22 protein-coding genes are annotated in these 26951 nt (G+C 73.9%); 14 read left to right on the top strand and 8 right to left on the bottom strand.

The annotated features are described in order from the left end of the window. Positions 1-91: 91 nt before the first annotated feature. Positions 92-847 carry a TIGR03089 family protein gene (locus ACZ5DC_RS39855; RefSeq protein WP_468661268.1) on the bottom strand — a complete coding sequence of 252 codons (756 nt, stop codon included), beginning with the start codon at positions 845-847 and terminating at the stop codon, positions 92-94. A 111-nt stretch (positions 848-958) separates the two neighbouring features. Between ACZ5DC_RS39855 and ACZ5DC_RS39850 the strand changes: the two genes are divergently transcribed. Together ACZ5DC_RS39850 and manB are read left to right on the top strand one after the other, a co-directional pair. Next, positions 959-2437 (top strand): peptidoglycan recognition protein family protein, encoded by a 1479-nt coding sequence (locus tag ACZ5DC_RS39850; protein ID WP_468661266.1) that lies wholly within the window; start codon positions 959-961, stop codon positions 2435-2437. 170 nt (positions 2438-2607) lie between these two features. Further along, on the top strand, positions 2608-3690 hold the full coding sequence (gene manB, locus ACZ5DC_RS39845) for a mannose-1-phosphate guanylyltransferase (protein WP_468661264.1): 1083 nt from the start codon (positions 2608-2610) through the stop codon (positions 3688-3690). A 312-nt stretch (positions 3691-4002) separates the two neighbouring features. Here the strand turns inward: manB and ACZ5DC_RS39840 are convergent, their stop codons facing one another. The 4 genes from ACZ5DC_RS39840 to ACZ5DC_RS39825 all read right to left on the bottom strand — a co-directional run bounded on the left by ACZ5DC_RS39840 (position 4003) and on the right by ACZ5DC_RS39825 (position 7972). Further along, complete coding sequence (locus ACZ5DC_RS39840) at positions 4003-5025, bottom strand: DNA-3-methyladenine glycosylase family protein (protein ID WP_468661262.1); 1023 nt, start codon at positions 5023-5025, stop codon at positions 4003-4005. A 112-nt stretch (positions 5026-5137) separates the two neighbouring features. After that, positions 5138-6463, bottom strand: coding sequence for a coenzyme F420-0:L-glutamate ligase (locus tag ACZ5DC_RS39835; RefSeq protein WP_468661260.1), 1326 nt, complete (start codon positions 6461-6463; stop codon positions 5138-5140). Beyond that, positions 6460-7419 carry a 2-phospho-L-lactate transferase gene (cofD, locus tag ACZ5DC_RS39830; RefSeq protein ID WP_468661258.1) on the bottom strand — a complete coding sequence of 320 codons (960 nt, stop codon included), beginning with the start codon at positions 7417-7419 and terminating at the stop codon, positions 6460-6462. The genes ACZ5DC_RS39835 and cofD overlap by 4 nt, the downstream gene beginning before the upstream one ends. Positions 7420-7453: 34 nt before the next feature. Beyond that, positions 7454-7972, bottom strand: a complete 519-nt coding sequence (locus ACZ5DC_RS39825; RefSeq protein ID WP_468661256.1) for a cysteine dioxygenase — start codon at positions 7970-7972, stop codon at positions 7454-7456. 687 nt (positions 7973-8659) lie between these two features. On the opposite strand from ACZ5DC_RS39825, the gene ACZ5DC_RS39820 reads away from it, so the two are divergent. The 3 genes from ACZ5DC_RS39820 (at position 8660) to ACZ5DC_RS39810 (ending at position 14379) form a co-directional block, all read left to right on the top strand. Next, positions 8660-8923: a WhiB family transcriptional regulator gene (locus ACZ5DC_RS39820; RefSeq protein WP_003975777.1), complete on the top strand. Its 264-nt coding sequence runs from the start codon at positions 8660-8662 to the stop codon at positions 8921-8923. Positions 8924-9124: 201 nt separating this feature from the next. Then, a complete protein-coding gene (locus ACZ5DC_RS39815) occupies positions 9125-12877 on the top strand; it encodes a glycosyltransferase family 2 protein (RefSeq protein ID WP_468661254.1) in 3753 nt (1250 codons plus the stop codon). Further along, entirely contained in the window at positions 12874-14379 is a 1506-nt protein-coding gene (locus ACZ5DC_RS39810; RefSeq protein ID WP_468661252.1) for a DUF5719 family protein, read from the top strand. The genes ACZ5DC_RS39815 and ACZ5DC_RS39810 overlap by 4 nt, the downstream gene beginning before the upstream one ends. A 68-nt stretch (positions 14380-14447) precedes the next feature. On the opposite strand, the gene ACZ5DC_RS39805 is transcribed toward ACZ5DC_RS39810, so the two are convergent. Beyond that, a complete protein-coding gene (locus ACZ5DC_RS39805) occupies positions 14448-14834 on the bottom strand; it encodes a metallopeptidase family protein (RefSeq protein WP_468661250.1) in 387 nt (128 codons plus the stop codon). A gap of 351 nt (positions 14835-15185) precedes the next feature. Between ACZ5DC_RS39805 and ACZ5DC_RS39800 the strand changes: the two genes are divergently transcribed. The 6 genes from ACZ5DC_RS39800 (at position 15186) to ACZ5DC_RS39775 (ending at position 21010) form a co-directional block, all read left to right on the top strand. Further along, positions 15186-15611: a DUF3499 domain-containing protein gene (locus ACZ5DC_RS39800; RefSeq protein WP_014673095.1), complete on the top strand. Its 426-nt coding sequence runs from the start codon at positions 15186-15188 to the stop codon at positions 15609-15611. Positions 15612-15818: 207 nt separating this feature from the next. Next, positions 15819-17183, top strand: a complete 1365-nt coding sequence (locus ACZ5DC_RS39795) for a phosphomannomutase/phosphoglucomutase (RefSeq protein WP_468661248.1) — start codon at positions 15819-15821, stop codon at positions 17181-17183. Between the two features lie 73 nt (positions 17184-17256). Then, positions 17257-17427, top strand: a complete 171-nt coding sequence (locus ACZ5DC_RS39790; protein ID WP_014673093.1) for a Trm112 family protein — start codon at positions 17257-17259, stop codon at positions 17425-17427. 55 nt (positions 17428-17482) lie between these two features. Beyond that, positions 17483-18610 carry an SIS domain-containing protein gene (locus ACZ5DC_RS39785; RefSeq protein ID WP_468661246.1) on the top strand — a complete coding sequence of 376 codons (1128 nt, stop codon included), beginning with the start codon at positions 17483-17485 and terminating at the stop codon, positions 18608-18610. Positions 18611-18710: 100 nt separating this feature from the next. Beyond that, complete coding sequence (manA, locus tag ACZ5DC_RS39780) at positions 18711-19862, top strand: mannose-6-phosphate isomerase, class I (protein WP_468661244.1); 1152 nt, start codon at positions 18711-18713, stop codon at positions 19860-19862. 167 nt (positions 19863-20029) lie between these two features. Then, on the top strand, positions 20030-21010 hold the full coding sequence (locus ACZ5DC_RS39775) for a cation diffusion facilitator family transporter (RefSeq protein WP_468661242.1): 981 nt from the start codon (positions 20030-20032) through the stop codon (positions 21008-21010). Between the two features lie 21 nt (positions 21011-21031). On the opposite strand, the gene lepB is transcribed toward ACZ5DC_RS39775, so the two are convergent. Then, complete coding sequence (lepB, locus tag ACZ5DC_RS39770) at positions 21032-21589, bottom strand: signal peptidase I (RefSeq protein WP_468661270.1); 558 nt, start codon at positions 21587-21589, stop codon at positions 21032-21034. A gap of 516 nt (positions 21590-22105) precedes the next feature. Here lepB and ahcY point away from each other — a divergent pair. Both ahcY and ACZ5DC_RS39760 read left to right on the top strand, forming a co-directional pair. Then, entirely contained in the window at positions 22106-23563 is a 1458-nt protein-coding gene (ahcY, locus tag ACZ5DC_RS39765) for an adenosylhomocysteinase (RefSeq protein WP_468661240.1), read from the top strand. A 237-nt stretch (positions 23564-23800) separates the two neighbouring features. Beyond that, complete coding sequence (locus ACZ5DC_RS39760; RefSeq protein WP_468661238.1) at positions 23801-24415, top strand: hypothetical protein; 615 nt, start codon at positions 23801-23803, stop codon at positions 24413-24415. Between the two features lie 55 nt (positions 24416-24470). Here ACZ5DC_RS39760 and ACZ5DC_RS39755 read toward each other — a convergent pair whose 3' ends face one another. Beyond that, positions 24471-25445 carry an RDD family protein gene (locus tag ACZ5DC_RS39755; protein WP_468661236.1) on the bottom strand — a complete coding sequence of 325 codons (975 nt, stop codon included), beginning with the start codon at positions 25443-25445 and terminating at the stop codon, positions 24471-24473. Positions 25446-25607: 162 nt separating this feature from the next. On the opposite strand from ACZ5DC_RS39755, the gene ACZ5DC_RS39750 reads away from it, so the two are divergent. Beyond that, entirely contained in the window at positions 25608-26615 is a 1008-nt protein-coding gene (locus tag ACZ5DC_RS39750; protein ID WP_468661234.1) for a stage II sporulation protein M, read from the top strand. Positions 26616-26951: the final 336 nt, after the last annotated feature.

The following is a 26951-nucleotide window of genomic DNA, read 5'->3' as shown; positions in this document are numbered from 1 at the left end:
GGGCGCCATGGCGGAGCCATGGCAACCGACGACAACGCGGCGAGGCGCGGTGCCAGGGCCCGCGAGCCCGGCATGATCCAAACGAGAGGCCCTAGCGCCGCACGGCGGTCACCCTCTCGCTCTCCACCCGCTTGGCGAGCGCCTCCTCGTCCAGCCGGTCCAGGTTCCGGCACAGCACCACCGACCCCCCGACGGCCAGCGGCGCGAACAACCCCGCGGCCAGCCCCTCCCAGGTGTCGTACGGCAGCCCCGACAGCAACCGGGACCCGGGGCCCGTGAGCCCGAGCGCTCCCGCTTCGGAAGCGGCCCGCTCGACGACCTCCGCCCCGCTGGACTCCCGCCCGGCGACGACGAGCGCCGGCCCCTCCGGATCCACCGGAGCGAACGGGGCGAACCGGTCGCCCTGGCCCGGGACTTCCACGGCGTAGTCGATGAACCCGGGCGGAGTCTGCGGGAAGCGTCCGCCCAACGGCCGCAGCGCCAGCGCCACTCGCTCACCCGGGCAGGCGCGCGCCGCGTCGAGCGAGTCCGGTCCGCTCACGACGACGTCGGCCGCCGCCGGGTTCCCGGCGACGTCCGCGACCGCACCCACCGACGCACAGGCCAGCAGCCACACCGCCGTCTGCCAGTGCGCGGGCAGCAGCAGCGCGACCCGGTCACCGGGCCCGGCGGCGAGGTCGCCCTGGAGGAGGTTGGCGGTCTTGGCCACCCAATTGGCGAAGGTGGCCACGGACAGTTCGACGCGTTCGCCCGTCGCGTCGTCGTAGAAGGTCACCAGCGGGCGGCCGGGATCCGCGGCGAGCGCGGAAGTCAGCAGGTCGGCAGGGGTGCGATCGGTGGCGTTCACCCGGGACAGGGTACGCGCGGGCGGGTGCGCGCGGCGGGTGGCGGGGCCACCGGTTCGGCGGAACGCCTCCCGACAGGCCGTCAGTTCGGGGATGGACAGATATGTACAACTATGTCCAAGATCATGCCCATGCGTCGATTCCTCACCTCCTGTCCTGGCGCCTCCCCGCTCGCCGTCCGTTCGCTCGGCCTCACCTTCGCCACGGCCCTCGTGCTCGTCCCGGCCGCGCCCGCGACCGCCGCGACCGTTGCCGCCACCACTGCGACCCCGGCGACCGCCGTGACCACTGCGACCGTCCGGGACCGGGCCGCGGTCCCGGGCAGCACCCGGTCGCTGCCGCTCGTCCCGCTCGCCCGGGAGCGGGTTTCCGGCGCGGCCCCGGAGCAGGGGCTGCGCCGGGTGGGCGGCGCACGGTTCTCGCTGCTCGGCGTGGTCTGGGACGACCCGGACACCGAGCTGCGAGGACGGGTGCGGGTGCGCACCCGGTCCGCCGTGACGGGGCAGTGGTCCGGCTGGCAGGACGTCGAGACGCACGACGCCGACCACCGGGCCGACCCCGGTACGGCGGAGGGCTCGTCCCGGCGGGTGCGCGGGGGGACGGCGCCGCTGTGGGTGGGGGACTGTGACGGTGTGGAGGTACGGGTGCGGGCGGCGGGACCGGGCGGCGGGGCCCGCACCGGGCTCCCCTCCGGGAAGCGGGCCGGCGGGCCGCGCGCGTCACTGCCGCAGGGGCTGCGGCTGGAGCTGGTGGACCCGGGAGCCGGGCCGGCGGCGGGGGAGGGCGGGGCGGCCGGAGGGCGACCGCCACGGAACCCGCGCGGCGACGACCCGCCGCGCACCGCCCTCGACACGGAGGCCGCGCTGGCCGCCTCGGCCGCCAACGCGGACATCGCCGCGTTCGGCGCCACCGCGATCCCGGAACTGGACCGGCCGGCCACCGAGCGGGAGCTGACCCGCCTCCAGGGCCCGGTGCGGGGGAAGCCGTACATCGGGGCACGCCCGCGGATCGTCACGCGCCGGGGCTGGGGCGCGGACGAGTCGCTGCGCGAGCGCGGGTTCGTCTACACCAAGAAGATCAAGGCGGCCTTCGTCCACCACACCGCCACGGGCAACGCGTACACCTGCGCCCAGGCGCCCTCCGTCATCCGCAGTATCTACCGCTACCACGTCAAGAGCATGGGCTGGCGGGACATCGGCTACAACTTCCTCGTCGACAAGTGCGGAACCCTCTACGAGGGCCGGGCCGGGGGCGTTGCCAAGGCGGTGCTCGGCGCGCACACCCTCGGTTTCAACAGCGACAGCATGGGGATCGCCGTGATCGGCACCTACGGCGCGACCGAGCCGTCGAGCGCCGCGGTGACGGCCGTCGCCCGGCTCACCGCGTGGAAGCTGGGGCTCTACGGGGTCGATCCGAGCGGGAGGACATACCTCACGTCGGGCGGTGGCAATCTCTACCCCAAGGGGAAGAACGTACGACTGAACGTGATCTCCGGCCATCGCGACGGGTTCGCCACGGAGTGCCCCGGCAAGCGGCTCTACGCCAGGCTCGGCACGGCCCGCTCCAGCGCGGCGCGGTACCAGGGGCGCTGAGGCCGGAGCGGGGACGGCCGGAGCGGGGGCGGCCGGGGGAAACCGCACGCCGATCTCGCGGGACACCGCGCGGCCATCGAAGGCGTCGTCGCACGGTCTGCATACACTGACCGGCCGAAAAGAGTGTGACGAGTAGTTCGGCCGGTCCCGGCAGGAAGCAGAGACGACAGGTGACAGAAGCGATCCTCCTGGTCGGCGGCAAAGGCACCCGGCTGCGGCCGCTCACGGTGCACACACCCAAGCCGATGGTCCCGGCCGCCGGGGTACCGTTCCTGACCCACCAGCTGGCGCGCGCCCGGGCGGCGGGCGTCGAGCACATCGTCCTCGCCACCAGCTACCTGGCCGAGGTCTTCGAGCCGTACTTCGGGGACGGCTCCGCGCTGGGCCTGCACATCGAGTACGTGACGGAGGAGGAGCCGCTCGGCACGGGCGGAGCCATCCGCAACGTCGCCGGCCGTCTGCACTCCGGTCCCGACGACCCGGTGCTGATCTTCAACGGGGACATCCTGACGGGGCTGGACATCGGGGCCCTCGTGGACACCCACGAGTCGACGGGCGCGGACGTCTCCCTCCATCTGACGCAGGTGACGGACCCGCGTGCCTACGGCCTCGTGCCCACGGACGGGACCGGCCGCGTCCTGGCCTTCCTGGAGAAGCCGCAGACGCCGGAGGAGATCGTCACCGACCAGATCAACGCGGGGGCGTACGTCTTCCGCCGCTCGGTCATCGACACCATCCCGGCGGGCCGGCCCGTGTCCGTGGAACGCGAGACCTTCCCCGGCCTCCTGGCGGCCGGCGCGCATCTGCAGGGCATGGTCGACTCCACCTACTGGCTGGACCTCGGCACCCCGGCCGCGTTCGTCCGCGGCTCGGCCGACCTGGTCCTGGGCCGGGCGCCGTCCCCGGCGGTCCCCGGCCGCTGCGGCGACCAGCTCGTGCTGCCGACGGCCACGGTGGCGCCCGACGCCAAGCTGACCGGCGGCACCGTGGTGGGCGAGGGCGCGTTCGTGGCGCAGGGCGCGCGGATCTTCGGCTCCACGATCCTGCCGGGCGCCGTCATCGAACCCGGCGCCGTCATCACCGACTCCCTCATCGGCATTCGCGCCCGCGTCGGCGAACGCTCCGTCCTCACCGGGACGGTCATCGGCGACGGCGCGGTCGTGGGCGCCGACAACGAACTCTTGGACGGCGCGCGGGTCTGGTGCGATGCCCGTATCCCGGCGGGGGCGCTGCGCTTCTCCTCGGACCAGTAGAGGAGCCCGGAGCCGGCACGCCGCCGCCCCACGGCCTGCCCAGTCACCCGCGCCGCTGCGGGCAGTCGTGCCGCTGGGGCGGCACGGGTGGGCGCTGCGGCACCCGGCCGGCGCCGGTGAGCGACACCCCGCGGGCCGGCGGCAGTTCCGCGCACCCGGCGGGCGCCGGTGAGCGGACCCCCGGCCGGCGGCAGCGTCCCGCTCCCCACCGGTGCCGGTAGGCGCGCCCGCCCAGGCCCGGCGGCAGCCCCCGGCACCGGCGAGCGAATCCGCCGTCCAGCCCGGCGCCGGCCCGGCGCAGCGAACCGCGCGTCACAGCAACCCGATGTCCACCCGCCGCATCTTCGGCTTGCGCCGTGCCGGTACACGTCCGCTCAGCAGGATCAGCCGAGCCGCCCGGTGCCGCTGCCCGGCGTACGGCTCGAGCAGGCGCAGCATCTCCGCGTCGTCGGCCTCCCGGTTCCCCGCCAGCGCCCACCCCACGATCCCGGGCAGGTGCAGGTCCCCGACGGTCACCGCGTCCGCCGCCCCATGACTGCGCTGCACCACTTCCGCCGACGTCCACGGCCCCACCCCCGGCACGACCTCCAACCGGGCCCGGGCCTCGGCCGCCGGCATCCCCACGGCCTGCTCCAGCCGCGCGGCGACCCGCACGGCGCGCAGGATCGTGGACGCACGCTTGTCGTCGACCCCGGCCCGGTGCCACTCCCAGGACGGGATCAGCGCCCAGGTCCGCGGCGCCGGCATCACCCACATCGGCCGTTCACCGGCGCCCGCGGGGCCCGGCGCCGGCTCCCCGAACCCGCGGACGAGCAGCCGCCACGCCCGGTACGCCTCGTCGGTGGTGACCTTCTGCTCCAGCACGGACGGGATCAGCGACTCCAGCACCAGCCCGGTCCGGGTCAGCCGCAGCCCCGGCCGCCGGTGCCGCGCCAGCGCGACCACCCGGTGCCGTGGCACGAACGCCCCGGGGTCGTCACCGGCACCGAGCAGCTCCGGCAACTGTTCCAGCAGCCACGCGGCACCCGGCCCCCACGCCTCGCCGGACACCTCACCGCCGTAGGCCCGCACCCGCAGCGTCCCCGGCCCGGCGGGCGTACGGCAGGCCCGCCACACGGACCCGTCGGCCGTGGCCCGGAAGGTGGGATCGGCGGGGCCGCGCCGGAGCGGCCCGAGGGTCAGCCCGAGGTCGAGCGGCCCGTCCGGCACCCAGCGCCGTACCCGCGCGGGCGCCGCACCCTGCCGCGGTATCCCGGCGGCGGCCCCCGCCGGCACGGCGACACGCCCGCCGCGCACGGTCGTACGCGTGGGCCGCTGGGGGAAACGTCCTGCCACGAGGGGTCCTCTGTGTCCAAAGGGGTGCGGTGCCGCCTACGAGACTAGGCGGTCGGCGCGCCCGCGGGGCCGCCTCGGGGCGGACCGGGGCGGACCGGGCCGCGCGTCGCACTCACCGCACCTCCACGAACGCCCCCGCCTCCCGCGCCGGCCGCGGTCCCGGCTCCTCCGCCGGGTGGCCGACCGCCACCGCGCCCATCGGGTCCCAGTCCGTCGGCAGCCCGAGCACCTCGCGCACCACGTCCCGGCAGAACATCGTGGACGACACCCACGCCGAGCCCAGCCGCTCCCCGGCCAGCGCGACCAGCAGGTTCTGCACGCCCGCGCCCATCGCGACGACGAACATCTCCCGCTCGGCGGCGTCCCGCCGGGCGTCTCCGTAGGTGTGCGAGCCGTCCATGACGAGGCACGGCACGACCAAGTACGGCGCGTTGCGCAGCACGTCACCGCGCCGGATCCGCTTCGCGATGGACTCCTCGCCCTTGCCGTCCCGGCGCAGGTCCTCGATCCAGGCGTCCCGCATCGCGTCGAGCAGCCGTACCCGCGACTCCCGCGACTCCAGCAGCACGAACCGCCAGGGCGTGGTGTGGTGCGGGGCGGGCGCGGTGACGGCGGCGGCCACCGCGCGCCGGACGGCGCCGGGGTCGACCGGCTCGTCGGTGAAGGCCCGCACGGTACGGCGCTGGGTCACGGCCTCCCGCACGGCCTCGGAGGTGCCGAGCCGGAACATGTCGTCCCGCGCGCCGCGCACCAGGGTCCGGGCTCCCGCCCCGTGCTCGTCGGCCACGGCGTGCGGCAGTCCGCGCACCACGGCCACCGGCAGGGCCGCCGCCTTGCCCTTGACCAGGTCACCGGCGGCGGCCAGCTCGTCCGCCGTGGCGACGACGGTCGCGCTGAGCGGGTTGCCGTGCGCGTCCGTGCCCCCGCGCAGATCGTCCAGCACGCGCACCCCGGCGGCGCCGATCGCGACATCGGTGAGCCCCGCCCGCCAGGGCCGCCCGAACGTGTCACTGACGACGACGCCGACGTCGACCCCAAGGGCGGCGCGCAGGCCCGCCCGGATCGCGCGCGCCGACGCGTCCGGGTCCTCGGGCAGCAGGAGCACGGTCCCGGCCGGGGTGTTCGAGGCGTCGACCCCGGCGGCGGCCATGACCAGACCCTGCCGGTTCTCCACGATGCGCAGCGGGCCGCGCCGGGCCACGACCCGGACCGTCTCGGCGTCGATCGCGGCCTCCCGGTCGGCCGCCCGCACGATGCGGCCCTCGGCCTTGGAGACGATCTTCGAGGTGACGATCAGCACGTCCCCGTCGGCCAGCCCCGGCTCGGTCGCGGCGATCAGCTTGGCGAGGTCGTCACCCGGCTGCACCTCGGGGATGCCGGGCAGGGCCCAGACGCGGTACCCGGGGCGCCCCGCCCCGGCGGACGCCGTGTCGCTCACGCCCCCCGCACCTCCTCGGCCAGCGCCAGCGCCTCCCGTGCCATCCGGGCGGCCGCGTCCACGTCGGTCATCATCAGCGGTACGGCCCGGCAGCGGATGCCGTCCGCCTCGACCCGCTCGACCGCGCCCGCGTCGACGGTGTCGACCAGCCAGCCGTCCAGCAGCCCGGAGCCGTAGTGCTCGGCGACCGCGGCGGCCGTGGACTCCACGCCGACGGCGGCCAGCACCTTGTCGGCCATGCCGCGCACGGGCGCGTCCCCGACGATCGGGGACAGGCCGACCACGGGCACGCCCGCCTCGGCGATGGCCTCGCGGATGCCGGGCACGGCGAGGATCGTGCCGATGGACACGACCGGGTTGGACGGCGGGAAGAGGATCACGTCCGCCCCGGCGATGGCCTCCAGCACACCCGGGGCCGGCTTGGACTGCTCGGCGCCGACCGGGACGACCGCCTCGGCCGGGACGGAGGCCCGCAGCCTCACCCAGTACTCCTGGAAGTGGATCGCCTTGCGCTCCCCGTCCAGCTCGACGGCCACGTGCGTCTCGACGCGGTCGTCGGTCATCGGGATCAGCCGCACGCCCGGCTTCCAGCGGTCGCACAGCGCCTCGGTGACCGCGCTCAGCGGATAGCCGGCGCTCAGCATCTGCGTCCGCACGATGTGCGTGGCGAAGTCCCGGTCGCCGAGCCCGAACCATTCCGGGCCGACGCCGTAGGCCGCCAGTTCCTCCTTGAGGTGGAAGGTCTCGTCCGTCCGCCCCCAGCCCTGCTCCTCGTTGATGCCGCCGCCCAGCGTGTACATCACCGTGTCCAGGTCCGGGCAGACCTTGAGACCGAAGAGGTGGATGTCGTCGCCGGTGTTGCCGATGACCGTGACGTCCGCGTCCGGCGCGGCCCGCTTCAGACCGCGCAGGAAACGGGCACCGCCGATGCCGCCTGCCAGAACCACAATGCGCATGCGACCAAGTCTCGCAGGCGGGTCCGACAACGCGTCAGGCAGTCACCGGACGCGCCGCGCCGTGCGTCTCGCCGTGCGCATCGCAGTGGGGGGAGGTGTGCATGGGCATCTCGGTCAGGCCGGGGTAGTACACGTGCAGGCTGACCGCCGGTTCCAGCGCGTCGTTGACGACCTCGTGGACGTACCCCGGCGCGAACACCCGCTGCGCGCCCGCCGCGAGCGCGCGCGTGCCGCGTTCGGTGCGCTCGGTGAGGGTGCCCTCCAGGACGGTGAGGACACCGGACGAGCGCCCGTGGCCGTGCCGCCCGCTGCCCTGCCCGGGGACCCAGGACAGCAGCCAGACCTCGTAACCGGGGCCGGTGCGCAGCCGGTGGTACCAGCGGGTGGCGGCGTCGTAGCGGACGAGGTGCGCCCACTGGGCGCGGTCGGCGGCGATCGAGCGGGCCAGGCCCGCGAACTCGGCGACGGTGGCCGGGTGCTCGCGCGGCGGCTGGAGCAGGTGCGGGACTTCGAGGATGTCGCCGGCGATCTGGAGGTCGTTGTCGCTGTTCATCGGGGTCGGTGGTCCTCGGTGAAGAGTGGGGGGCCGGAGCCGGGGTGCGGTGCTGGGTGACGCGTACGGTCCGCCCGGGTCACGGGCGGGCGGGTTGCCCTGGATGAGGGATCACGCGGCGTGGAGACGCGGCCGGGCCGGTGATGGGCCCGGGGACAGCCGGAGCGGCTTGGCTCAACAGCTGGAACAGCGACAACAGCTACAACGCGCGCGGGCGGCACCGAGGGACCCGGCGGTGCGGGTCGAGGTGGGTGCCAAGTTCGCGAGCATGCCCACTAGGACATCGGTTCACACTCGCACTGTCAACTCGACGCCCGGTATGTGGGACATGTTTCACCTCATCCGGTTCATCTGAAAGGTGAAAGGTTTGCTCACCGGGAGGTCGGGACACATGGGGCACATCCGAGCGCTCGAGCCTGCGGAACGGGATCGAACACGGAGGCGTCTTTCCCCGTACAGAGATCTGTGCGGGTCGTGACCGCCCCGCGGGGTCCTGCTGTGTGTCGAGGTTTATGGCGATTTGAACACTTTCCGCACGGCCTTGGTTCCGCAGAGTGAATAACGGACCCAATAGCAGATCTCGGCTTGACTCGCCCGGAGCAGCACACTTGTAATTTCACTCGTGTCGTTCAGCCGAAATCGGTAACGGCTACGCACGGGGACGCGAAAGACAGACGAGGGGCGCACATGACCGAGCTGGTGCAGCAACTGCTGGTCGACGACGCGGACGAGGAACTCGGCTGGCAGGAGCGCGCGCTGTGCGCCCAGACCGACCCCGAGTCCTTCTTCCCCGAGAAGGGCGGCTCCACCAGAGAGGCCAAGAAGGTCTGCCTCGCCTGTGAGGTCCGCTCCGAGTGCCTCGAGTACGCCCTCGCCAACGACGAGCGCTTCGGCATCTGGGGCGGCCTGTCCGAGCGCGAACGCCGCCGTCTGAAGAAGGCCGCCGTGTGACCGCACGGCCGGCCGCCGACCTCGCGAACGGCCCGTCGCCAGTGGGTTGTCCACAGGCGGCGGGCCGTCGTCATGCCCAGCCGATAGTGTGGTCGCTCGTCCGAGACGCCCCGCTGTCCCCTCGACGCACTCGATCCGCTCGACGCACGGGGGGAGGCACAGGCGTCCACCGCAGTCCACCGAACCGGGGCCCGTACCTCAGTGTCCGTGCACAGCCATACGGCGGCCCAGAGCGGCACCGCCACAGCAGCGTTCGACCCAGCCCGCCCGCCCGAGTTCCCGCGCCACGTGGTGACCGCGGTCCTCGTCTCCCACGACGGCGCCCGCTGGCTGCCCGACGCGCTCGCCGGGCTGCTCGGCCAGGAGCGCCCCGTCCAGTACGCGGTGGCCGCCGACACCGGCAGCGCGGACGACTCCGCCCGGCTGCTCACCGAGGCCCTCGGCGACGCCAACGTGCTGCACCTGGCCCGCCGTACCGGATTCGGACAGGCCGTGGAGGAGGCGAGCCGCACCGCGCCCCTCCTCACCCCGGAGGACCTGCCGTACCTCAAGCGCCCCAGCGGCTGGGACCCCGTCACGCGCAGCTGGCGCGACGACGCCTACGACCTGCCCGACCTGCCGCACGGCGAGCCCGTCCAGTGGCTGTGGCTGCTGCACGACGACTGCGCCCCCGAACCCGACGCCCTCGCCCAGCTGCTGCGGGTCGTCGACAACGAACTCGAACTCGGCCGCGACGACGTCGCGGTCGTCGGCCCCAAGCTGCGCGGCTGGTACGACCGCCGCCAGCTGCTGGAGGTCGGCGTCTCCATCGCCAACTCCGGCCGCCGCTGGACCGGTCTGGACCGCCGCGAGCAGGACCAGGGCCAGCACGACCACGTCCGCAGCGTGCTGTCCGTCTCCACCGCCGGCATGCTCGTCCGCCGCGACGTCTACGAACAGCTCGGCGGCTTCGACCGCCGGCTGCCCCTCATGCGCGACGACGTCGACCTGTGCTGGCGCGCCCACACCGCCGGCCACCGCGTCCTGGTCGCCCCCGACGCCGTCGTCCGGCACGCCGAGGCCGCCTCCCGCGAGCGCCGCACGGTCGACTGCGCCGGCCGTACCACCGCCTCCCCGCACAAGGTCGACAAGGCCGGCGCCGTCTACACCCTGCTCGTCAACACCCGTACGGCCGCGCTGCCCTGGGTCCTGCTCCGGCTCGTCCTCGGCACCGTCCTGCGCACCCTCGCCTACCTCGTCGGCAAGGTCCCCGGCCAGGCCGTCGACGAGATCCGCGGCCTGCTGAGCACCCTGCTGCGGCCCGAGCGGATCATCGCCGCCCGGCGCACCCGCGGCCCCGCCCGGATCGACAAGGGCGAGCTGCGCGCGCTGTTCCCGCCGCCCGGCGCCACCATCCGGGCCACCGTGGAGCAGATCGCGGGCAACTTCTCCGGCGGCACCGACGGCGACACCGCCTCGGCCGGCCGGCACGGCGGTGCCGTGGAGTCCGGGCCCGGCGGCGACGACGCCGAGTTCCTGGAGGTCGAGCAGTTCGCCCGGCTCAAGCGGATCGCCCGCAGACCCGGCCCGGTGCTCTTCCTCGCTCTGCTGCTCATCTCCCTCGCCGCCTGCCGCGCCCTGCTCGCCGGCGGCGCACTCGCCGGCGGCGCCCTGCTGCCCGTCCCGGCCGGCGCCGGCGACCTGTGGTCCCGCTACCTGGACGCCTGGCACCCGGTCGGCGCCGGCGGCAGCCCGTCCGCGCCCCCCTATCTGGCGATCGTCGCCGCCTTCGCCTCGATCCTGTTCGGCTCCACCGGAGTCACCGTCACCGTCCTGCTCGTCTGCTCGGTGCCGCTCGCCGGCATCACCGCCTACTTCGCCTCCCGTCCCCTGGTCACCTCCCGGCTGCTTCGCGCCTGGGCGGCCATCGCCTACGCCTTCCTGCCCGCCACCACCGGCGCCCTGGCCGGCGGCCGCATCGGCACCGCCGTCCTCGCCGTGCTGCTGCCGCTCATCGCCCGCGCGGGCGTCGCCGCGAGCGGCCTGGCCGGCCGCACCGGCGCGCGCGGCAGCTGGCGCGCCACCTGGGCGTACGCGCTGCTGCTGACCATCACCACCGCCTTCACCCCGATCGTCTGGCCCGTCGCCCTGCTGCTCGGCCTCGGCGTACTGGTGCTGCGCCGCCGCGACCCCGTCGCCCACGGCCTGCGCTTCCTCGCCCAGCTCGGCACCCCGCTGCTGCTCCTCGCCCCCTGGTCGCTGACCCTCCTGCCGACCGGCTTCTTCCGGGAGGCCGGCCTGGAGTACGGCCCCTCGGCCGCCTCCGCGCTCGACCTGCTCGGCGCCGCGCCCGGCGGTCCCGGCACCGTGCACGGCCTGATGCTCATCGGCGTCGTGCTCGCCGCGCTCGCCGCCCTGCTGCGCTCGGAACGGCAGTTCGGCATCCGCACGGCCTGGGCCGTCGCCCTGACCGGCCTCGTCTTCGCCGTCCTGTCCAACAAGTCCGCCTGGGCCGGACCGGCCACCCTCGTCTACGGCATCGCCCTGCTGGCCGCCGCCGCCCTCGGCGCCGACGGCGCACGCGCGCGCGTGGCCGAGCAGAGCTTCGGCTGGCGCCAGCCCGTCGCCGCCCTGATCGCCTTCGCCTCGGCCGCCGGCCCGCTGCTCGTCGCCGCCGGCTGGATGATCCGCGGCGCCGACGGCCCGCTGGAGCGCCGCGACCCGGCCCAGGTGCCCGCGTTCGTCGCCGAGGACTCAAGCGGCGGCGACCAGGCCCGCACCCTGGTCCTCGACAGCGACTCCACCGCGCGCGTGCGCTACACCCTGGTCCGCGGCTCCGGCGCCCGCATGGGCGACGCCGAACTCATCGCCGCCGACGGCCACAACGCCCGCCTGGACAAGACCGTCGCCAACCTCGTCGCCGGCTCCGGCGCCGACCAGGCCGACGAACTCGGCGGCTTCGCCGTGCGCTACGTCCTCGTCCACAAGGGCGCGCCGCGCGACATCACCCGCGTCCTCGACGCCACCCCCGGCCTGAGCCGGCTCAGCCAGCAGAACGGCAGCGCCCTGTGGCGCGTCGACCAGGAGGTCGGCCGCGCGGCCGTCGTGCCCGCCTCCGGCCCGGGCAAGGCCCAGCCGGTCAGCGCGGGGCCGGTGGAGATCCACACGACGATCCCCGCCGGCTCCGGCAGCCGCGTCCTGCGCCTCGCCGACAGCGCCGACGACGGCTGGACGGCCACCCTCGACGGCAAACCGCTCACCCGGACCACGGTCGACGGCTGGGCCCAGGGCTTCCAACTCCCTGCCGGCGGCGGCCGGCTGGACGTCACCTACGACACCCCGGTCGCCCACACGGCGTGGCTCTGGGCCCAGGGCGCGCTCGCCGTCGTCCTCGTCGTCCTCGCCCTGCCCGGCCGCCGCCGCGACGTCGACGACGACCTGCCCGAGGAGCAGCCCCTGCCCGTCCAGGTCGCCACGGGCGAGGGCCGCCGCGCCCGCCGTCTGCGCGCCCAGGCGGAGGAGGCCGCCGCCGAGGAGCAGCCCGGCACGCCCGCGTGGCCCGAGCAGCCCCCGGCCGCCGTACCGCACCAGCAGGCGTACGACACGGGGGTACCCGCGACCGGGCCGGGCCAGGACTGGGAAGGGGACCCGGCCGCCTACGGCAACGCCGAGAACGCCGGGTACGGCGAGTACGGCACGGACCCGTACCAGGCCGCGACCGGCTACGACCAGCAGCAGTACCAGCAGCACGACCCCTACCAGACGGCCCCGTACGACCCGTACGCCTACGGCGGCACCCCCGACCAGATGCCGTACGACCCGGCGGCCTACCAGCAGGGCTACGACCCGGCGTACGACGCCCAGCAGGGTTACGACCCCGCCCAGCAGGGCTATGACCCGGCCCAGCAGGGCTATGACCCGGCCCAGCACCCCCACGGCACCGGCAGCGAGCGCCCCGACGGGAGCCAGCAGTGAACCGCACCACCCTGTCCCTGATCGCCGGCACGGCCGCGCTGGCCGCCGTCACCGCCTTCGCCGCGTTCGACGCGCCGTCAGCCTCCGGTGCCGCCGCGCCCCGGGCGGCGGCCCGGCTGCCCGTGGAGCGCACCACCCTGCTGTGCCCGGCGCCGAGCATGTCGGACATCGCCGACACGGCGTACACGTCGTTCACACCGGTCACCAAGGCCGCCGGGAGCGGCGGCAAGGCCCGGCTCCAGGCGGCCGCCGGACAGTCGGCCGACGGCGGCCGGAAGGGCAAGGGCGGCAAGGGCGCCGGGAAGAAGGACGAGCCGGTGCTCACCCCGAAGGCACCGGGCACGCCGGCCACCGGCGAGACCTCCGGAGCCGAGACGCCCGCGCTCGTCGGCACCGCGGACGGCGGCTTCGCGTCCGGCTGGACCGTCCAGGAGACCACCGAGGTCGCCGCGGGCACCGGCCGGGGCCTGCTGGGCGTCAACTGCACCGGCGCGGACACCGAGTTCTGGTTCCCGGGCGCCAGTACGGCCACCGGCCGCACCGACTACGTCCACCTGACCAACCCCGACGACTCGGCCGCCGTGGTCGACATCGAGCTGTACGGCAAGGACGGCCCGATCAAGTCCCCGCTGGGCGAGAACCTCACCGTCAAGCCGCACGCGAGCGAGCCGGTCCTGCTCTCCACGCTCACCGACGAACGGCAGACCGACCTGACCGTGCACGTCAGCGTGCGCAGCGGCCGGGTCGGCGCGGCCGTGCAGGCGCTGGACGACAAGGCGGGCGGCGACTGGCTGGCCGCCGCCGCCGACCCGGCCGGCAGCCAGGTCCTGCCCGGCATCCCGAAGGACGCCACCGCCGTCCGCCTGATCGCCTTCACGCCCGGCGACGACGACGCCGACCTGAAGATCCGGCTCGCCACGCCCAGCGGCCTGATCACCCCGGCCGGCCACGAGACGCTGCACGTCAAGTCCGGCATGACCACGGCGGTCGATCTCGGCGACGTCACGCGTGGCGCGGCCGGCTCGCTGTTCCTCACCCCCACCGACCAGAGCGTCCCGGTCGTCGCGGCGCTCCAGGTGGTGCGCGGCAAGGGCGCCGGCAAGGAGACGGCGTTCATTCCGGCCACGGCCGCCGTCGGCGCGCGCGCGACCTCGGCCGACAACAGCGCGAAGGGCACGACGCTCGCCCTGACCGCCCCCACCGGCGCGGCCACGGTCAAGGTGACGGCGTCGGCGGGCAGCGAGGGCGGGACCCCGGTGACCAAGACGTACACGCTCAAGGCCGGCACCACCCAGAACGTCGACGTCCCGGTCCCGGCGGGCCTGAAGGGCACGTACGCCCTCACGGTCGAACCCGTCTCCGGCGCCCCCGTCTACGCCTCCCGCACCCTCGCCGCCACCGAGGGCGGTGTTCCCGCCTTCACCGTCCAGACCCTCCCGGACGACCGCGGAACGGTGTCGGTACCGGCGACGGAGCAGGACCTGTCGATCCTCCAGAAGTGAGGGGCCGGGGCGGCCGGTCGCCTTCGAGCGAACCCGCCCCGCCCAGCACCTCCACCGGCGAACGCGCCCTAGTCCTCCCCGTACCGGGGGTCCACGGTCTCCGGCGTCAGCCCCAGCAGCTCGGCCACCTGCTCCACGACCACCTCGTGCACCAGCGCGGCCCGTTCGTCCCGCCCCTTGGTCCGGATCTCCACCGGCCGCCGGTACACGACCACCCGGGCCCGCCGCCCGTCCCGCGCGGGCATGACCCCGCCGAGCGGAACGGCGTCGTCCGTCCATGCCGCCTGGTCCCCGCGCCCCTCCAGCCGGGGCACCTCCAGCACCAGGAAGTCGATGTCGGCCAGTTGCGGCCACCGCCGCTCGAGACGCTCCACGGAGTCCTGCACCAGGTCCGCGAACACCTCGGCGCGGCTGGCCGCCAGTGGCACCTGCGGCGGCGCGATCGGCCCTCGCATGCCCCGCCCGTGGCGATCACGGCGACGGGGCCCGGGGCCGGCGGTACGGGGCGGTACACGGTTGTCCATCACTGGTGAAGGGTAGTCCCCGCGCCCTCCGCGCGTCCGGCTCCGCGCGGCAACCGGCCCTTGCCCGCACGTGTCGCAGGATGACCGTTTCAGCCAAGGTCTGGCTCGATTCCGTAACTCTCCAAGACCGCCGAACTCAAGGCAATTGACGGTGTTTGTACCGGCTCCTGACCGGACGCGATCCCGTCCGGTACCCGCCCGGCATGCGTCCATGCAGGTCAACGAAGTCCGCTCGATGGGGTGTGTGGGGCGTTTCACAACACGACACGGGGGAGTGACCTGGTGGAGAGTCGTCGCGGCCCGCTCAAGAGTGCGGTACCGTCCAACGTCGTGAGCCCTGTACGTCGCTGTTCGCGCACCGCCTGCGGCCGACCCGCCGTCGCGACGCTGACGTACGTCTACGCCGACTCGACCGCGGTCCTCGGCCCGCTCGCCACCTACGCCGAACCCCACTGCTACGACCTGTGCGCCGAGCACTCCGAGCGCCTCACCGCCCCGCGCGGCTGGGAGGTCGTACGGCTCCTCGACGCCTCCGCGCCGGCCCGGCCCAGCGGGGACGACCTGGAAGCACTTGCCAACGCCGTGCGCGAGGCGGCCCGCCCGCAGGAGCGCGCGGCCGAGGCGGGCGGCGGCGGATCGCGCGCCGCCGACCCCATGGAGGTCGCCCGCCGCGGCCATCTGAGGGTCCTGCGCTCCCCGGACAACTGAGCGCGTCGACCGGCCGGCACCACGCCCGGGGCCTCACCGCGCGCCACGGCTGAACGCCACCTCACGCCACCCCCGTCCCGCGTGACGGCCGGTCCGCCCGGGCGTTACGCAAGGGGGCCCGCCGGGCGCCCGGCCGGTGTCCGCGCGGGCGCCCCCGCTCCCGGCGGGTAGTTTGTGGGCACCCATAGGACTTCAGGAGGGTTGGCCGTGACTGCTGATCTGTCGCAGATCGTGAAGGCGTACGACGTGCGCGGAGTGGTCCCGGACCAGTGGGACGAGGCACTGGCCGGGCTCTTCGGCGCCGCCTTCGCCGAGGTGACGGCAGCCACGGCCCTCGTCGTCGGCCACGACATGCGGCCCTCGTCCCCCGGCCTCTCCCGCGCCTTCGCGCGCGGCGCGGCGGACCGCGGCGCGGACGTCACCGAGATCGGCCTGTGCTCCACCGACCAGCTGTACTACGCCTCCGGCGCGCTGAACCTGCCCGGAGCGATGTTCACGGCCTCCCACAACCCGGCCCGGTACAACGGCATCAAGCTGTGCCGCGCGGGCGCCGCCCCCGTCGGCCAGGACACGGGCCTCGCGCAGATCCGCGAACTCGTCGAGCGCTGGCTGGCGAAGGGCGCCCCGGACCCCGTGGACCGGCCGGGAACCCTCCGCGCGCGCGAGACGCTGGAGGACTACGCGGCGCACCTGCGTTCCCTGGTCGACCTCACCGCCATCCGCCCCCTGAAGGTCGTGGTCGACGCCGGCAACGGCATGGGCGGCCACACGGTCCCCTCGGTCTTCGCCGGCCTGCCCCTGACCCTCGTCCCGATGTACTTCGAACTGGACGGCACCTTCCCCAACCACGAGGCCAACCCGCTCGACCCGGCCAACCTCGTCGACCTGCGCAAGCGGGTCCCGGTGGAGGGCGCCGACCTCGGCATCGCCTTCGACGGCGACGCCGACCGCTGCTTCGTCGTCGACGAGCACGGCGACCCGGTCTCCCCGTCCGCCGTCACCGCGCTGGTCGCCGCCCGCGAGCTGGCCCGCAACGGTGGCAAGGGCACGGTCATCCACAACCTGATCACGTCCCGCACGGTCCCGGAGGTGGTGGAGGAGAACGGCGGCACCCCCGTCCGCACCCGCGTCGGCCACTCCTTCATCAAGGCGGAGATGGCCCGCAGCGGCGCGATCTTCGGCGGCGAGCACTCCGCCCACTACTACTTCAAGGACTTCTGGAACGCCGACACGGGCATGCTGGCCGCCCTGCACGTCCTCGCCGCCCTCGGCGGCCAGGAGGGCCCGCTGTCCGCCCTCGTCGCCCAGTACGACCGCTACACCGGCTCCGGTGAGATCAACTCCACCGTCGCCGACCAGTCCGCCCGCCTCGCCGCCGTCCGCACCGCGTACGAGGGCCGCCCCGGCATCACCCTCGACGACCTCGACGGCCTCACGGTCGCCGCGGCCGACTGGTGGTTCAACGTCCGCCCGTCCAACACCGAGCCGCTCCTGCGCCTGAACGCCGAGGCGAAGGACGAGGCCACCATGGCGAAGATCCGCGACGAGGCCCTGGCGATCATCAGGGGCTGAGCGGCCTGCCCATGAGCGGTACGCTGACCAGGCATATGCACAGACACCCACACGCCCTCTGAAGGGACAGCCCATGCCGCTCGAAGCCGGCCTCCTGGAGATCCTCGCCTGCCCGGCCTGCCATGCCCCCCTGAAGGAGCAGGACACCGAGCTGATCTGCACGGGCCAGGACTGCGGCCTCGCCTACCCGGTCCGCGACGGCATCCCGGTCCTGCTGGTCGACGAGGCCCGCCGCCCCGAGTGACGAGGCCCGTCACCTCGTAGCACCCCAGGATCCCGGCGATCGGAGGCTGCCGCCCATGCTGGACGAATCGCTGCTCGACACCCCGGAGGGCCTCGCCGAGGCCGACCGCCGGGGTCTGCTCCGCGGCGCGGCGGAGGCCGGCGCCCGCGTCCGCACCGCCGCCCGGCACGCCACCGAGGCCGGCGTCGGCGAACTCAAGCCCGACGGCCGCCCCCGCGCGGTCCTCATCGCGGGCCCCGGCGCCGCCGCCACCCACACCGCCGACCTCCTCGGCACCCTGGCCGGCCCCGGCAGCCCCGTCGTCCGGCTCGCCCCCACCGGCGTCGCCCCGGCCGCGGGCGCCCTGCGCTGGGAACTCCCCGGCTGGGCCGGCTCCGTGGACCTGCTGCTGATCGCCACCCCGGACGGCACCGAACCGAGCCTGTCCCTCCTCGCCGACCAGGCCTACCGCCGCGGCTGCTCGGTCGTCGCCGTGGCCCCGCCCGGCACCCCGCTCGCCGAAGCGGTCGCCGGCGCGCACGGCCTGTTCGTGCCGATGGCGACGGCGCCGTACGACCAGGAGGAGCCGCTCGCCGCGTCCTCCCCGGGCGTCTTCTGGGCGCTGCTGACCCCGCTGCTCGCGCTCCTCGACCGGATCGGCCTGATCGCCGCACCGCCGGACGCCCTGGAGAAGGTCGCCGACCGCCTCGACCAGATCGCGGAGCGCTGCGGCCCCGCCATCGCGACCTACGGCAACGCGGCGAAGACCCTCGCCGCCGAACTCGCCGACGCGTTGCCCCTGGTGTGGACGGAAGGGCCCTCGGCCGGCCCGGCGGGCCGCCGTTTCGCCGCCGCGCTCGCCGAACTCGCCGGCCGCCCCGCCCTGGTCGCCGAACTTCCCGAGGCGCTCGCCGCGCACGGCGCCCTGCTGGCCGGCCCGCTCGCCGCCAGCGCCGACCCGGAGGACTTCTTCCGCGACCGCGTCGAGGAGCCCCCCGCGCTGCACGCGCGCGTGGTGCTGCTCCGCGACCGCCCGATCAGCGGCCTCACCGCCGCCCCCGCGGCCCGTGACGTCGCCCTCGGCCACGACACGGCGATCAGCGAACTCGAACCGGAGGAGGGCGGCGAACTGGAGACCCTCGCGGAACTGATCGCCGTCACGGATTTCACCGCCGTTTACCTGGCGCTCGCTTCCGGCGCCTGATCCTGCTCCGGGCCGGACGATCCGAGCCCCACCCCCGGCGCCGCGACCGGCACGGTCGCCGGCGCCGCCGAGCGCGTACGTACGGAGACAGAGAAGACACATGGACCGCCTCGACAACACCATCCGCCCCTACGCCTGGGGCTCCCCCACCGCCATACCGCACCTCCTCGGCGTCGAGCCGACCGGAGAACCCCAGGCGGAGATGTGGATGGGCGCGCACCCGGGCGCCCCGTCGCGCACCGCGCGCGGCACCCTCGTCGAGGTCATCGACGCCGGCCCGGAGCGGGAGCTCGGCGCCCCCGCGGTAGCGAAGTTCGGCCCCCACCTGCCGTTCCTGCTCAAGATCCTCGCCGCCGGCGCGCCCCTGTCCCTCCAGGTGCACCCCGACCTGAAGCAGGCCAAGGAGGGGTACGCGGACGAGGAGCGGCGCGGCGTCCCGATCGACGCCCCGTACCGCAACTACAAGGACGCCAACCACAAGCCCGAACTGATGTGTGCCCTCACCGAGTTCGACGGCCTGTGCGGCTTCCGCGACCCGGTCCAGGCCGCCGGCCTGCTCGACGGGCTCGGCGTCGACTCCCTCAAGCCGTACGTCGACCTGCTGCACGCCCACCCCGCGGAAGCGGCCCTGCGCGAGGTCCTCACCGCGATCCTCCGCGCCGACCCGGACGAGACGGCCCACACGGTCGCCGAGGCCACCGCCGCCTGCACCCGCCTCGGCGGGGCCTATACCCCCTACGCCGACATCGCCCGCCACTACCCGGGCGACCCCGGCGTCATCGCGGCCATGCTGCTCAACCACGTCCGGCTCCAGCCCGGCGAGGCCCTGTTCCTCGGCGCCGGAGTCCCGCACGCCTACCTCAACGGCCTCGGCGTCGAGATCATGGCCAACTCCGACAACGTCCTGCGCTGCGGCCTGACCCCCAAGCACGTCGACGTCCCCGAACTCCTGCGGATCGTCCGCTTCGAGCCGAGCGACCCCGGCGTGCTGCGCCCGGAGGCGTCCCCGGAGGGCGAGGAGGTCTACGAGACCCCGATCGACGAGTTCCGGCTCTCCCGGTACGTCCTGCCCGAGGGCGGCGCCGCCCGCGACCTCACCCGGGACACCCCGCAGATCCTGCTCTGCACGGCCGGTACCGTCCGGGCGGGCGAGCACGAGCTGGGTCCCGGCCGGTCGGTCTTCGTCCCGGCCGGCGAGCGGGCGGAGATCTCCGGCGCGGGCACGGTCTTCCGCGCCACCGTGATCGTGTGACCAAGGCCGCGGACGTCCTGTGGATCATATGACCGGGGTTGTGGATACCTGACGCACCAGTGCCCGGCCGGGCTGCAAGAATGACCCATCGGCAAAGGCCGGGCAAAGCCGGGCACTCGTCCGGACGGACGCACAGGACGACAGAGGCGAAGGGACAACGCGACCACATGAGCGCGTCAGGCGGTACCAGGGCGATCGTGGCGGCACTCGGCGCCAATCTCGCCATCGCGGCATCGAAGTTCGTGGCGTTCGCGTTCAGCGGCTCCTCCTCGATGCTCGCCGAGGGCGTCCACTCGCTCGCCGACTCCGGCAACCAGTTCCTGCTGCTCGTCGGCGGCAAGAAGGCGCAGCGCCAGGCGAGCCCGCAGCACCCCTTCGGCTACGGCCGCGAGCGGTTCATCTACGCCTTCCTCGTCTCGATCGTCCTCTTCTCCATCGGCGGCATGTTCGCCATCTACGAGGGCTACGAGAAGATCCGCCACCCGCACGACCTGGAGCACTGGTACTGGCCGGTCGGCGTGCTCGCCTTCGCGATCATCGCCGAGGGCTTCTCCTTCCGCACGGCCATCAAGGAGTCCAACGGCCTGCGCGGCACGCTCTCCTGGACCGAGTTCATCCGCCGCGCCAAGGCCCCCGAGCTGCCCGTCGTCCTGCTGGAGGACTTCGGCGCCCTCATCGGCCTGGTCCTCGCCCTCGGCGGTGTCGGCCTCTCCCTGCTCACCGGCGACGGCGTCTGGGACGGCATCGGCACCCTCTGCATCGGTGTCCTGCTCGTCCTGATCGCCCTCGTCCTGGCCGCCGAGACCAAGTCGCTGCTGCTCGGCGAGGCCGCCGGGGCCGACGACATACAGAAGATCGAGGCCGCGATCGTCGACGGCGACACGGTCCCCCGCATCATCCACATGCGCACCCTCCACCTCGGCCCGGAGGAACTGCTGATCGCCGCCAAGATCGCCGTGCGGCACGACGACACGGCCACCGAGGTCGCGAACGCCATCAACGCCGCCGAGGCCCGCATCCGCGCCGCCGTCCCCATCGCCCGCGTCATCTACCTGGAACCGGACATCTACAGCGAGGCCGAGGCCGCCAAGGGCCCCGACCCGGAGGCGACCCCGGGCGGCCCGACCCCGCACCCCGCGGGCCACTGAGGAAGCCGCGTCGCTGAGCCCTCAGCCCTGAACCGGCTGCGTGGGCCAGGGCGCCGGCGGCACCGTCGGCGCCTTCCGCCGCCGCACCACGACGGCGGCGATGCCCAGCCCGGCCCCGGTGAGCACCAACAGACCGCCCAGCAGCAGGGCCGTACCCAGCAGGACCGGGCCCGTCCGGTCGTCCGTCACCCGCCCCCGCACGGCGTCCACCGGAACGGTCCCGCCGTGATCGGCGGCGAAGAAGCGGGAGTCCATCGAGTCGGACCGGTGGTCACCCATCAGGAACAGCCGGCCCCGCGGCACCTCCACGTCGTACGGCCGGTGCACCCCGTCGGCGTCACCCCCGGAGACGTACGGCTCCTGGACCGGCTTGCCGTTCACGGTGACCCGCTCCTCGGAGCCCACGGTCGTGCAGCACGCCACCCGGTCGCCGCCCACCCCGATCACCCGCTGCAAGAGAACACCCCCGGCCCGGTAGCGCCCCGGCATCGAGAACACCACGACGTCACCGCGCCGCACCTCGCTCCCGTCCACCCGCTCCCACACGATTCGGTCGCCCCGTTGGTACGTCGGCTCCATGCTCCCGCCCGGCTGCGTGCCCGTGCCGTACGCGCCGCGCCCGTAGACGAAGGCACCCCCGGCCAGCATCACACCCAGCAGCCCCGCCACCAGCGCAGCGATCCCCAGTCCCCGCCCTCTGCCCGCCATGCCGATCCTCCCCACGCGGCCCGTCCGCGGCGTGGAGAATAGCGCCCCCTTCTGAACACCCCGTGTCGAAGAGCCAGCCGTGACCGCTCGGCGCACCCTCCTCCGCCACCGGCACCGGCCGACGGGAACACCGCGCACACGACCCGTCGAATGCTCAGGCGGACTGGGGCCGACCGGGCCGACCGGTGTAGCTTGGGACGGAGCCAGACGTCGCTGCTGATGGCGGTCGGGCGGTCCACGACGGACCGACCGAGGGAGAGAGGGCCTCCGACGGACTGCGCTGCGCGTACGCGGGCATGCCTGTGTCCTCTTCTCGGGCACCCCTGTGTCCGCCGCCGCGCAGACCAGCCGTACCCACCTCGAACCAACCCCGAGGAGCAGCTCGTAATGACGACTGTCGAGAACCGACAGGACTTCAAGGTCGCCGACCTCTCGCTGGCCGAGTTCGGCCGCAAGGAGATCACCCTCGCCGAGCACGAGATGCCCGGCCTGATGGCGCTCCGCGAGGAGTACGCCGAGGCCCAGCCGCTCGCCGGCGCCCGCGTCACCGGCTCGCTGCACATGACCGTGCAGACCGCCGTGCTCATCGAGACCCTGGTCGCCCTCGGCGCCCGGGTCCGCTGGGCCTCCTGCAACATCTTCTCCACCCAGGACCACGCCGCCGCCGCCATCGCCGTCGGCCCGAACGGCACGCCGGACGACCCGCAGGGCGTCCCGGTCTTCGCCTGGAAGGGCGAGACCCTGGAGGAGTACTGGTGGTGCACCGAGCAGGCGCTGACCTGGCCGGACAGCCCCACCGGCGGCCCCAACATGATCCTGGACGACGGCGGCGACGCCACCCTGCTCGTCCACAAGGGCGTCGAGTACGAGAAGGCCGGTGAGGTCCCCGCCCTCGACACCGCCGAGTCCGACGAGCACCGCGTCATCCTCCAGCTGCTGCACCGCACCCTGGGCGAGAACCCCCAGAAGTGGACCCAGCTGGCCTCCGAGATCCGCGGCGTCACCGAGGAGACCACCACCGGCGTCCACCGCCTGTACGAGATGCAGCGCGACGGCGTCCTCCTCTTCCCGGCGATCAACGTCAACGACGCCGTCACCAAGTCGAAGTTCGACAACAAGTACGGCTGCCGCCACTCCCTGGTCGACGGCATCAACCGCGCCACCGACGTCCTGATCGGCGGCAAGACCGCCGTCGTCTGCGGCTACGGCGACGTGGGCAAGGGCTGCGCCGAGTCCCTGCGCGGCCAGGGCGCCCGCGTCATCGTCACCGAGATCGACCCGATCTGCGCCCTTCAGGCCGCGATGGACGGCTACCAGGTCACGACCCTCGACGAGGTCATCGACAAGGCCGACATCTTCATCACCACGACCGGCAACAAGGACATCATCATGGCCTCGGACATGGCCAAGATGAAGCACCAGGCCATCGTCGGCAACATCGGCCACTTCGACAACGAGATCGACATGGCCGGCCTCGCCAAGATCCCCGGCATCGTCAAGGACGAGGTCAAGCCGCAGGTCCACACCTGGACCTTCCCGGACGGCAAGAAGATCATCGTGCTGTCCGAGGGCCGCCTGCTGAACCTGGGCAACGCCACCGGCCACCCGTCGTTCGTGATGTCCAACTCCTTCACGGACCAGACCCTGGCCCAGATCGAGCTGTTCACCAAGCCCGACGCGTACCCGATCGGCGTCTACGTGCTGCCCAAGCACCTCGACGAGAAGGTCGCCCGCCTCCACCTGGACGCGCTCGGCGTCAAGCTCACCAAGCTGCGCCCGGAGCAGGCGGCGTACATCGGCGTGGAGGTCGACGGCCCCTACAAGCCGGACCACTACCGCTACTGATCCACCGATCCCGTAGCCCGGCCCGCCGGGGGAGTGCGCCGGTGCACCGACGCACCCTCCCCGGCAGCAGGTCCACCGAGGCAGGCCCCCCGCACCCCCGTGCCGGGGGCCTGCCCCTTTGGCTCCCCGGGGGGCATGCCGAGTTCTCGGAGAGCCGGGATGTCCCGGCGCCCCTCGCCGCATCGCCCCCGGACCACGCCTGCCGGCCGGATCAGCCCGTCAAGACCCAGGACCCCCATGCCCCGCGGCCGTTATTCGCTCCACGATCCGCACGATCACACCCCCCTCGCGGACGAACACTTCCAGTGCGCCCCCGGCCCGTCCGGCTGGCGCTACGTCTCCCGGCTGACCGGCCCCGCCGGCGACCACCGCGGCTCGGTCGACCTCGCCCTGGACGACCTCGGCCGTCCCATCCGCCTCGAACTCCACGCGGGTGACTGGCAGGTGCGCGGCGCCGCCCTCGACGGCGTCACCTGGGTCCGCACCGACCCCACCGGCACCGAGGCCACCGAAGGCAATGTGCGCGCCCACGCCTTCACCGGCACGTCCCCCGCGTTCCTCGTCGCCACCGCCCGGCTGCTGCGCCTCACCCCCTCGTCCGCCGCGACCCGCGTACGCCTCCTGGCCTTCACCGACCCCGTCCTCGCCCCCCGCACCGTGGACCAGTCCTGGGCCCTGGTGAACAGCGAAGCACACGCCACTGACAACGGGCCCCTGATCGTGGACGAATACCAGGTCACGGCCCTGGACACCGGTGAACAGCACACCGTCCACATCGCCGGCGACGTCGTCCTCGCCGCGCCCGGGATCGAACTGGAAGACCTCGAGTCACCGCCGTCGCGATTCGACTGAACCCGGTACCTCCGGCAGCCCCGGAGGCCGCGAGCACGGCGGGGCCACACCCGCGCTACGCCGGCGGCGCGAACCCCGTGGCCGGCCGGTCGGCCGCCTGCGACTCCTGCCGCGGCTGCGCCGACGCGGGGCCGAGGGGGGCCCGCGGCGGTTGAGGTGCGCGTTCGTGTGCCATCGGCGGTGCGGCGGGTGCCGCCGCCTCCGGGGCCGCGGGCGCGGCCACCGGCTGTACCGCGGGCGCCGCCATCGGCGCAGCGAAGCCGTCGGACGGCATGCCGCCGTCCCTCCCGAACGCCTGCCGGGCCTCACGGGACTGCCGCTCGTGCACCACGGCCGCCAGGAAGGCGGCGGGAGGCAGATCCCCCGGCACCGGCGTCCCGGTCCGCGCCGCCAGGTCGGCCGCGAGCCGCTGCGCCATACCCGCCGAGACCTGCGGATCGAGCTGCTGCATCCGGGTCAGGTACTGCCGGACGGCGAGCCACAGTCCGTCCGGCACCGCGGACAGGTCCAGCCCGGCGAACCGCCCCGCGAGCCACGGCGGCGGAGGCGGAACGACGCCGGTCCGCGCGGCGGGTATCCGTTCCCGCACGACCAGGGTGCCCGCGAAGACGTCCCCGAGCCGCCGCCCCCGTGCCGAGACCAGCGAGGCGACACAGGCCACCACCCCGAACGTCATCAGGATCTCCACCACCCCGATCGCGCCCCGCACCAGCGCGTGCCGGAAGCGGATCGGCCCACCGTCGTCCCGCACCACCCGGAGCCCGAACGCCAGCTTCCCCAGCGAACGCCCGTGACTGAGCGTCTCGACGGCTATCGGCCCGCCGACCAGCACCAGCAGGAACGTCGCGATCGACAGCGCCAGCTGCGCGGCCTCGTCCAGCGAAGCCGTCGACACGGCCAGCACCATCATCACGACGACGTACGCGACCACCGCCACGACCAGGTCCACCAACACGGCCAGTGCCCTGCTCGGCAGCTTCGCGGGCCGCAGTTCGAGCGCCACCGCCTCGCCCGTCACCAGCTCACTCACGCCCGCCGCCCTTCCTGGTCCGCCCCCCGCACCGCAAGTCTGCCAAGCTGAGCGCACATCGCGCCGCAGTACGACAAGCTGACAGCGAGCACGAGCACCCACGAGTACGTACGAGCAGCCACGACGAGCCGTGGACGATCAGCCGAGGAGCACGCAGACCAGATGGACCTGGACGTCTTCGTCTCCGTACACCGCGCCGAATGGGACCGGCTCGACGCACTGCTAGGCCGCCGACGCCGGCTCACCGGCGCCGAAGCAGACGAACTCGTCGCCCTCTACCAGCGCACCGCCACCCACCTGTCCCTCATCCAGTCCAGTGCTCCGGACCCGGAACTGACCGGGCGGCTCAGCCGGCTCGTGGCACGGGCGCGCAGCACCGTCGCCGGCACCAGACGCGCCTCATGGCGGGACGTGACGCGTTTCCTCGGCCGGGGCTTCCCGGCCGCCGTCTACCGCACCCGGCACTGGTGGGTGCCCACAGCGCTGGTCTCCACCGCCGTCGCCGTCCTCCTGGGCTGGTGGATCGGCGCCCACCCCGAGGTGCAGTCGTCCATCGCGGCCCCTCGCCAGCTCCGCGAGCTGACCCGGCCCGGCGGTGAGTACGAGACCTACTACTCCAGCCACCCGGCAGCCGCCTTCGCGGCCCAGGTATGGACGAACAACGCCCAAGCGGCGGCGATGTGCCTGGTCCTGGGCGTCTTCCTGGGACTGCCCGTCCTGTGGATCCTCTTCCAGAACATGCTCAACCTGGGGGTCGGCTTCGGCCTCATGTCCTCCGCCGGCCGCCTCGACACCTTCCTCGGCCTCGTCCTCCCGCACGGCCTGCTCGAACTGACCGCGGTGTTCGTCGCCGCCGGTACGGGCCTGCGCCTCGGCTGGACCGTCGTCGACCCCGGCCCGCGCACCCGGCGCGCGGCGCTCGCGGAGGAGGGACGGGCCGCCGTCGGCATGGCGATCGGCCTCGCCCTGGTCCTGTTCGTCTCCGGGGCCATCGAAGGCTTCGTGACCCCCTCCGGCCTGCCGACCTGGGCTCGCATCGGCATCGGGGTCGCGGCCGAGCTGGCGTTCCTGGCGTACGTCTACGTGCTGGGCGGGCGCGCCGCGCGCGCAGGTGAGACGGGTGATCTCGAAGCGATGGACCGCAGCGCCTCGGTCCCCACGGCCGCCTGACGCCCGGCGGATGTGCGCTCGACCCCTGTGAGCTGCTAATCTCCTCTTCGCCCCACAAGAGCCGTTGACACGGAGCGCGTGGGGAGGTAGATTCAAACAGTTGCCCGGAGCTGGACAAGCTCCCTGGCGGCCGATAGAATCTATGAGCTTCCTCCGGAAGTCCTGAGTGACATTCCGAGAAGCAACCCCCCGATCATTCGGAAATGAGCGGCTGGTTCGACCGGCCAAAAGCTTCTGATAAAGTCGGAACCGCCGGAAAGGGAAACGCGAGAGCGGGAACCTGGAAAGCACCGAGGAAATCGGATCGAGAAAAGATCTGATAGAGTCGGAAACGCA

It is taken from the genome of Streptomyces sp. NPDC031445, from assembly GCF_055581365.1.
This window is presented reverse-complemented; position numbering and strand designations above follow the sequence as displayed.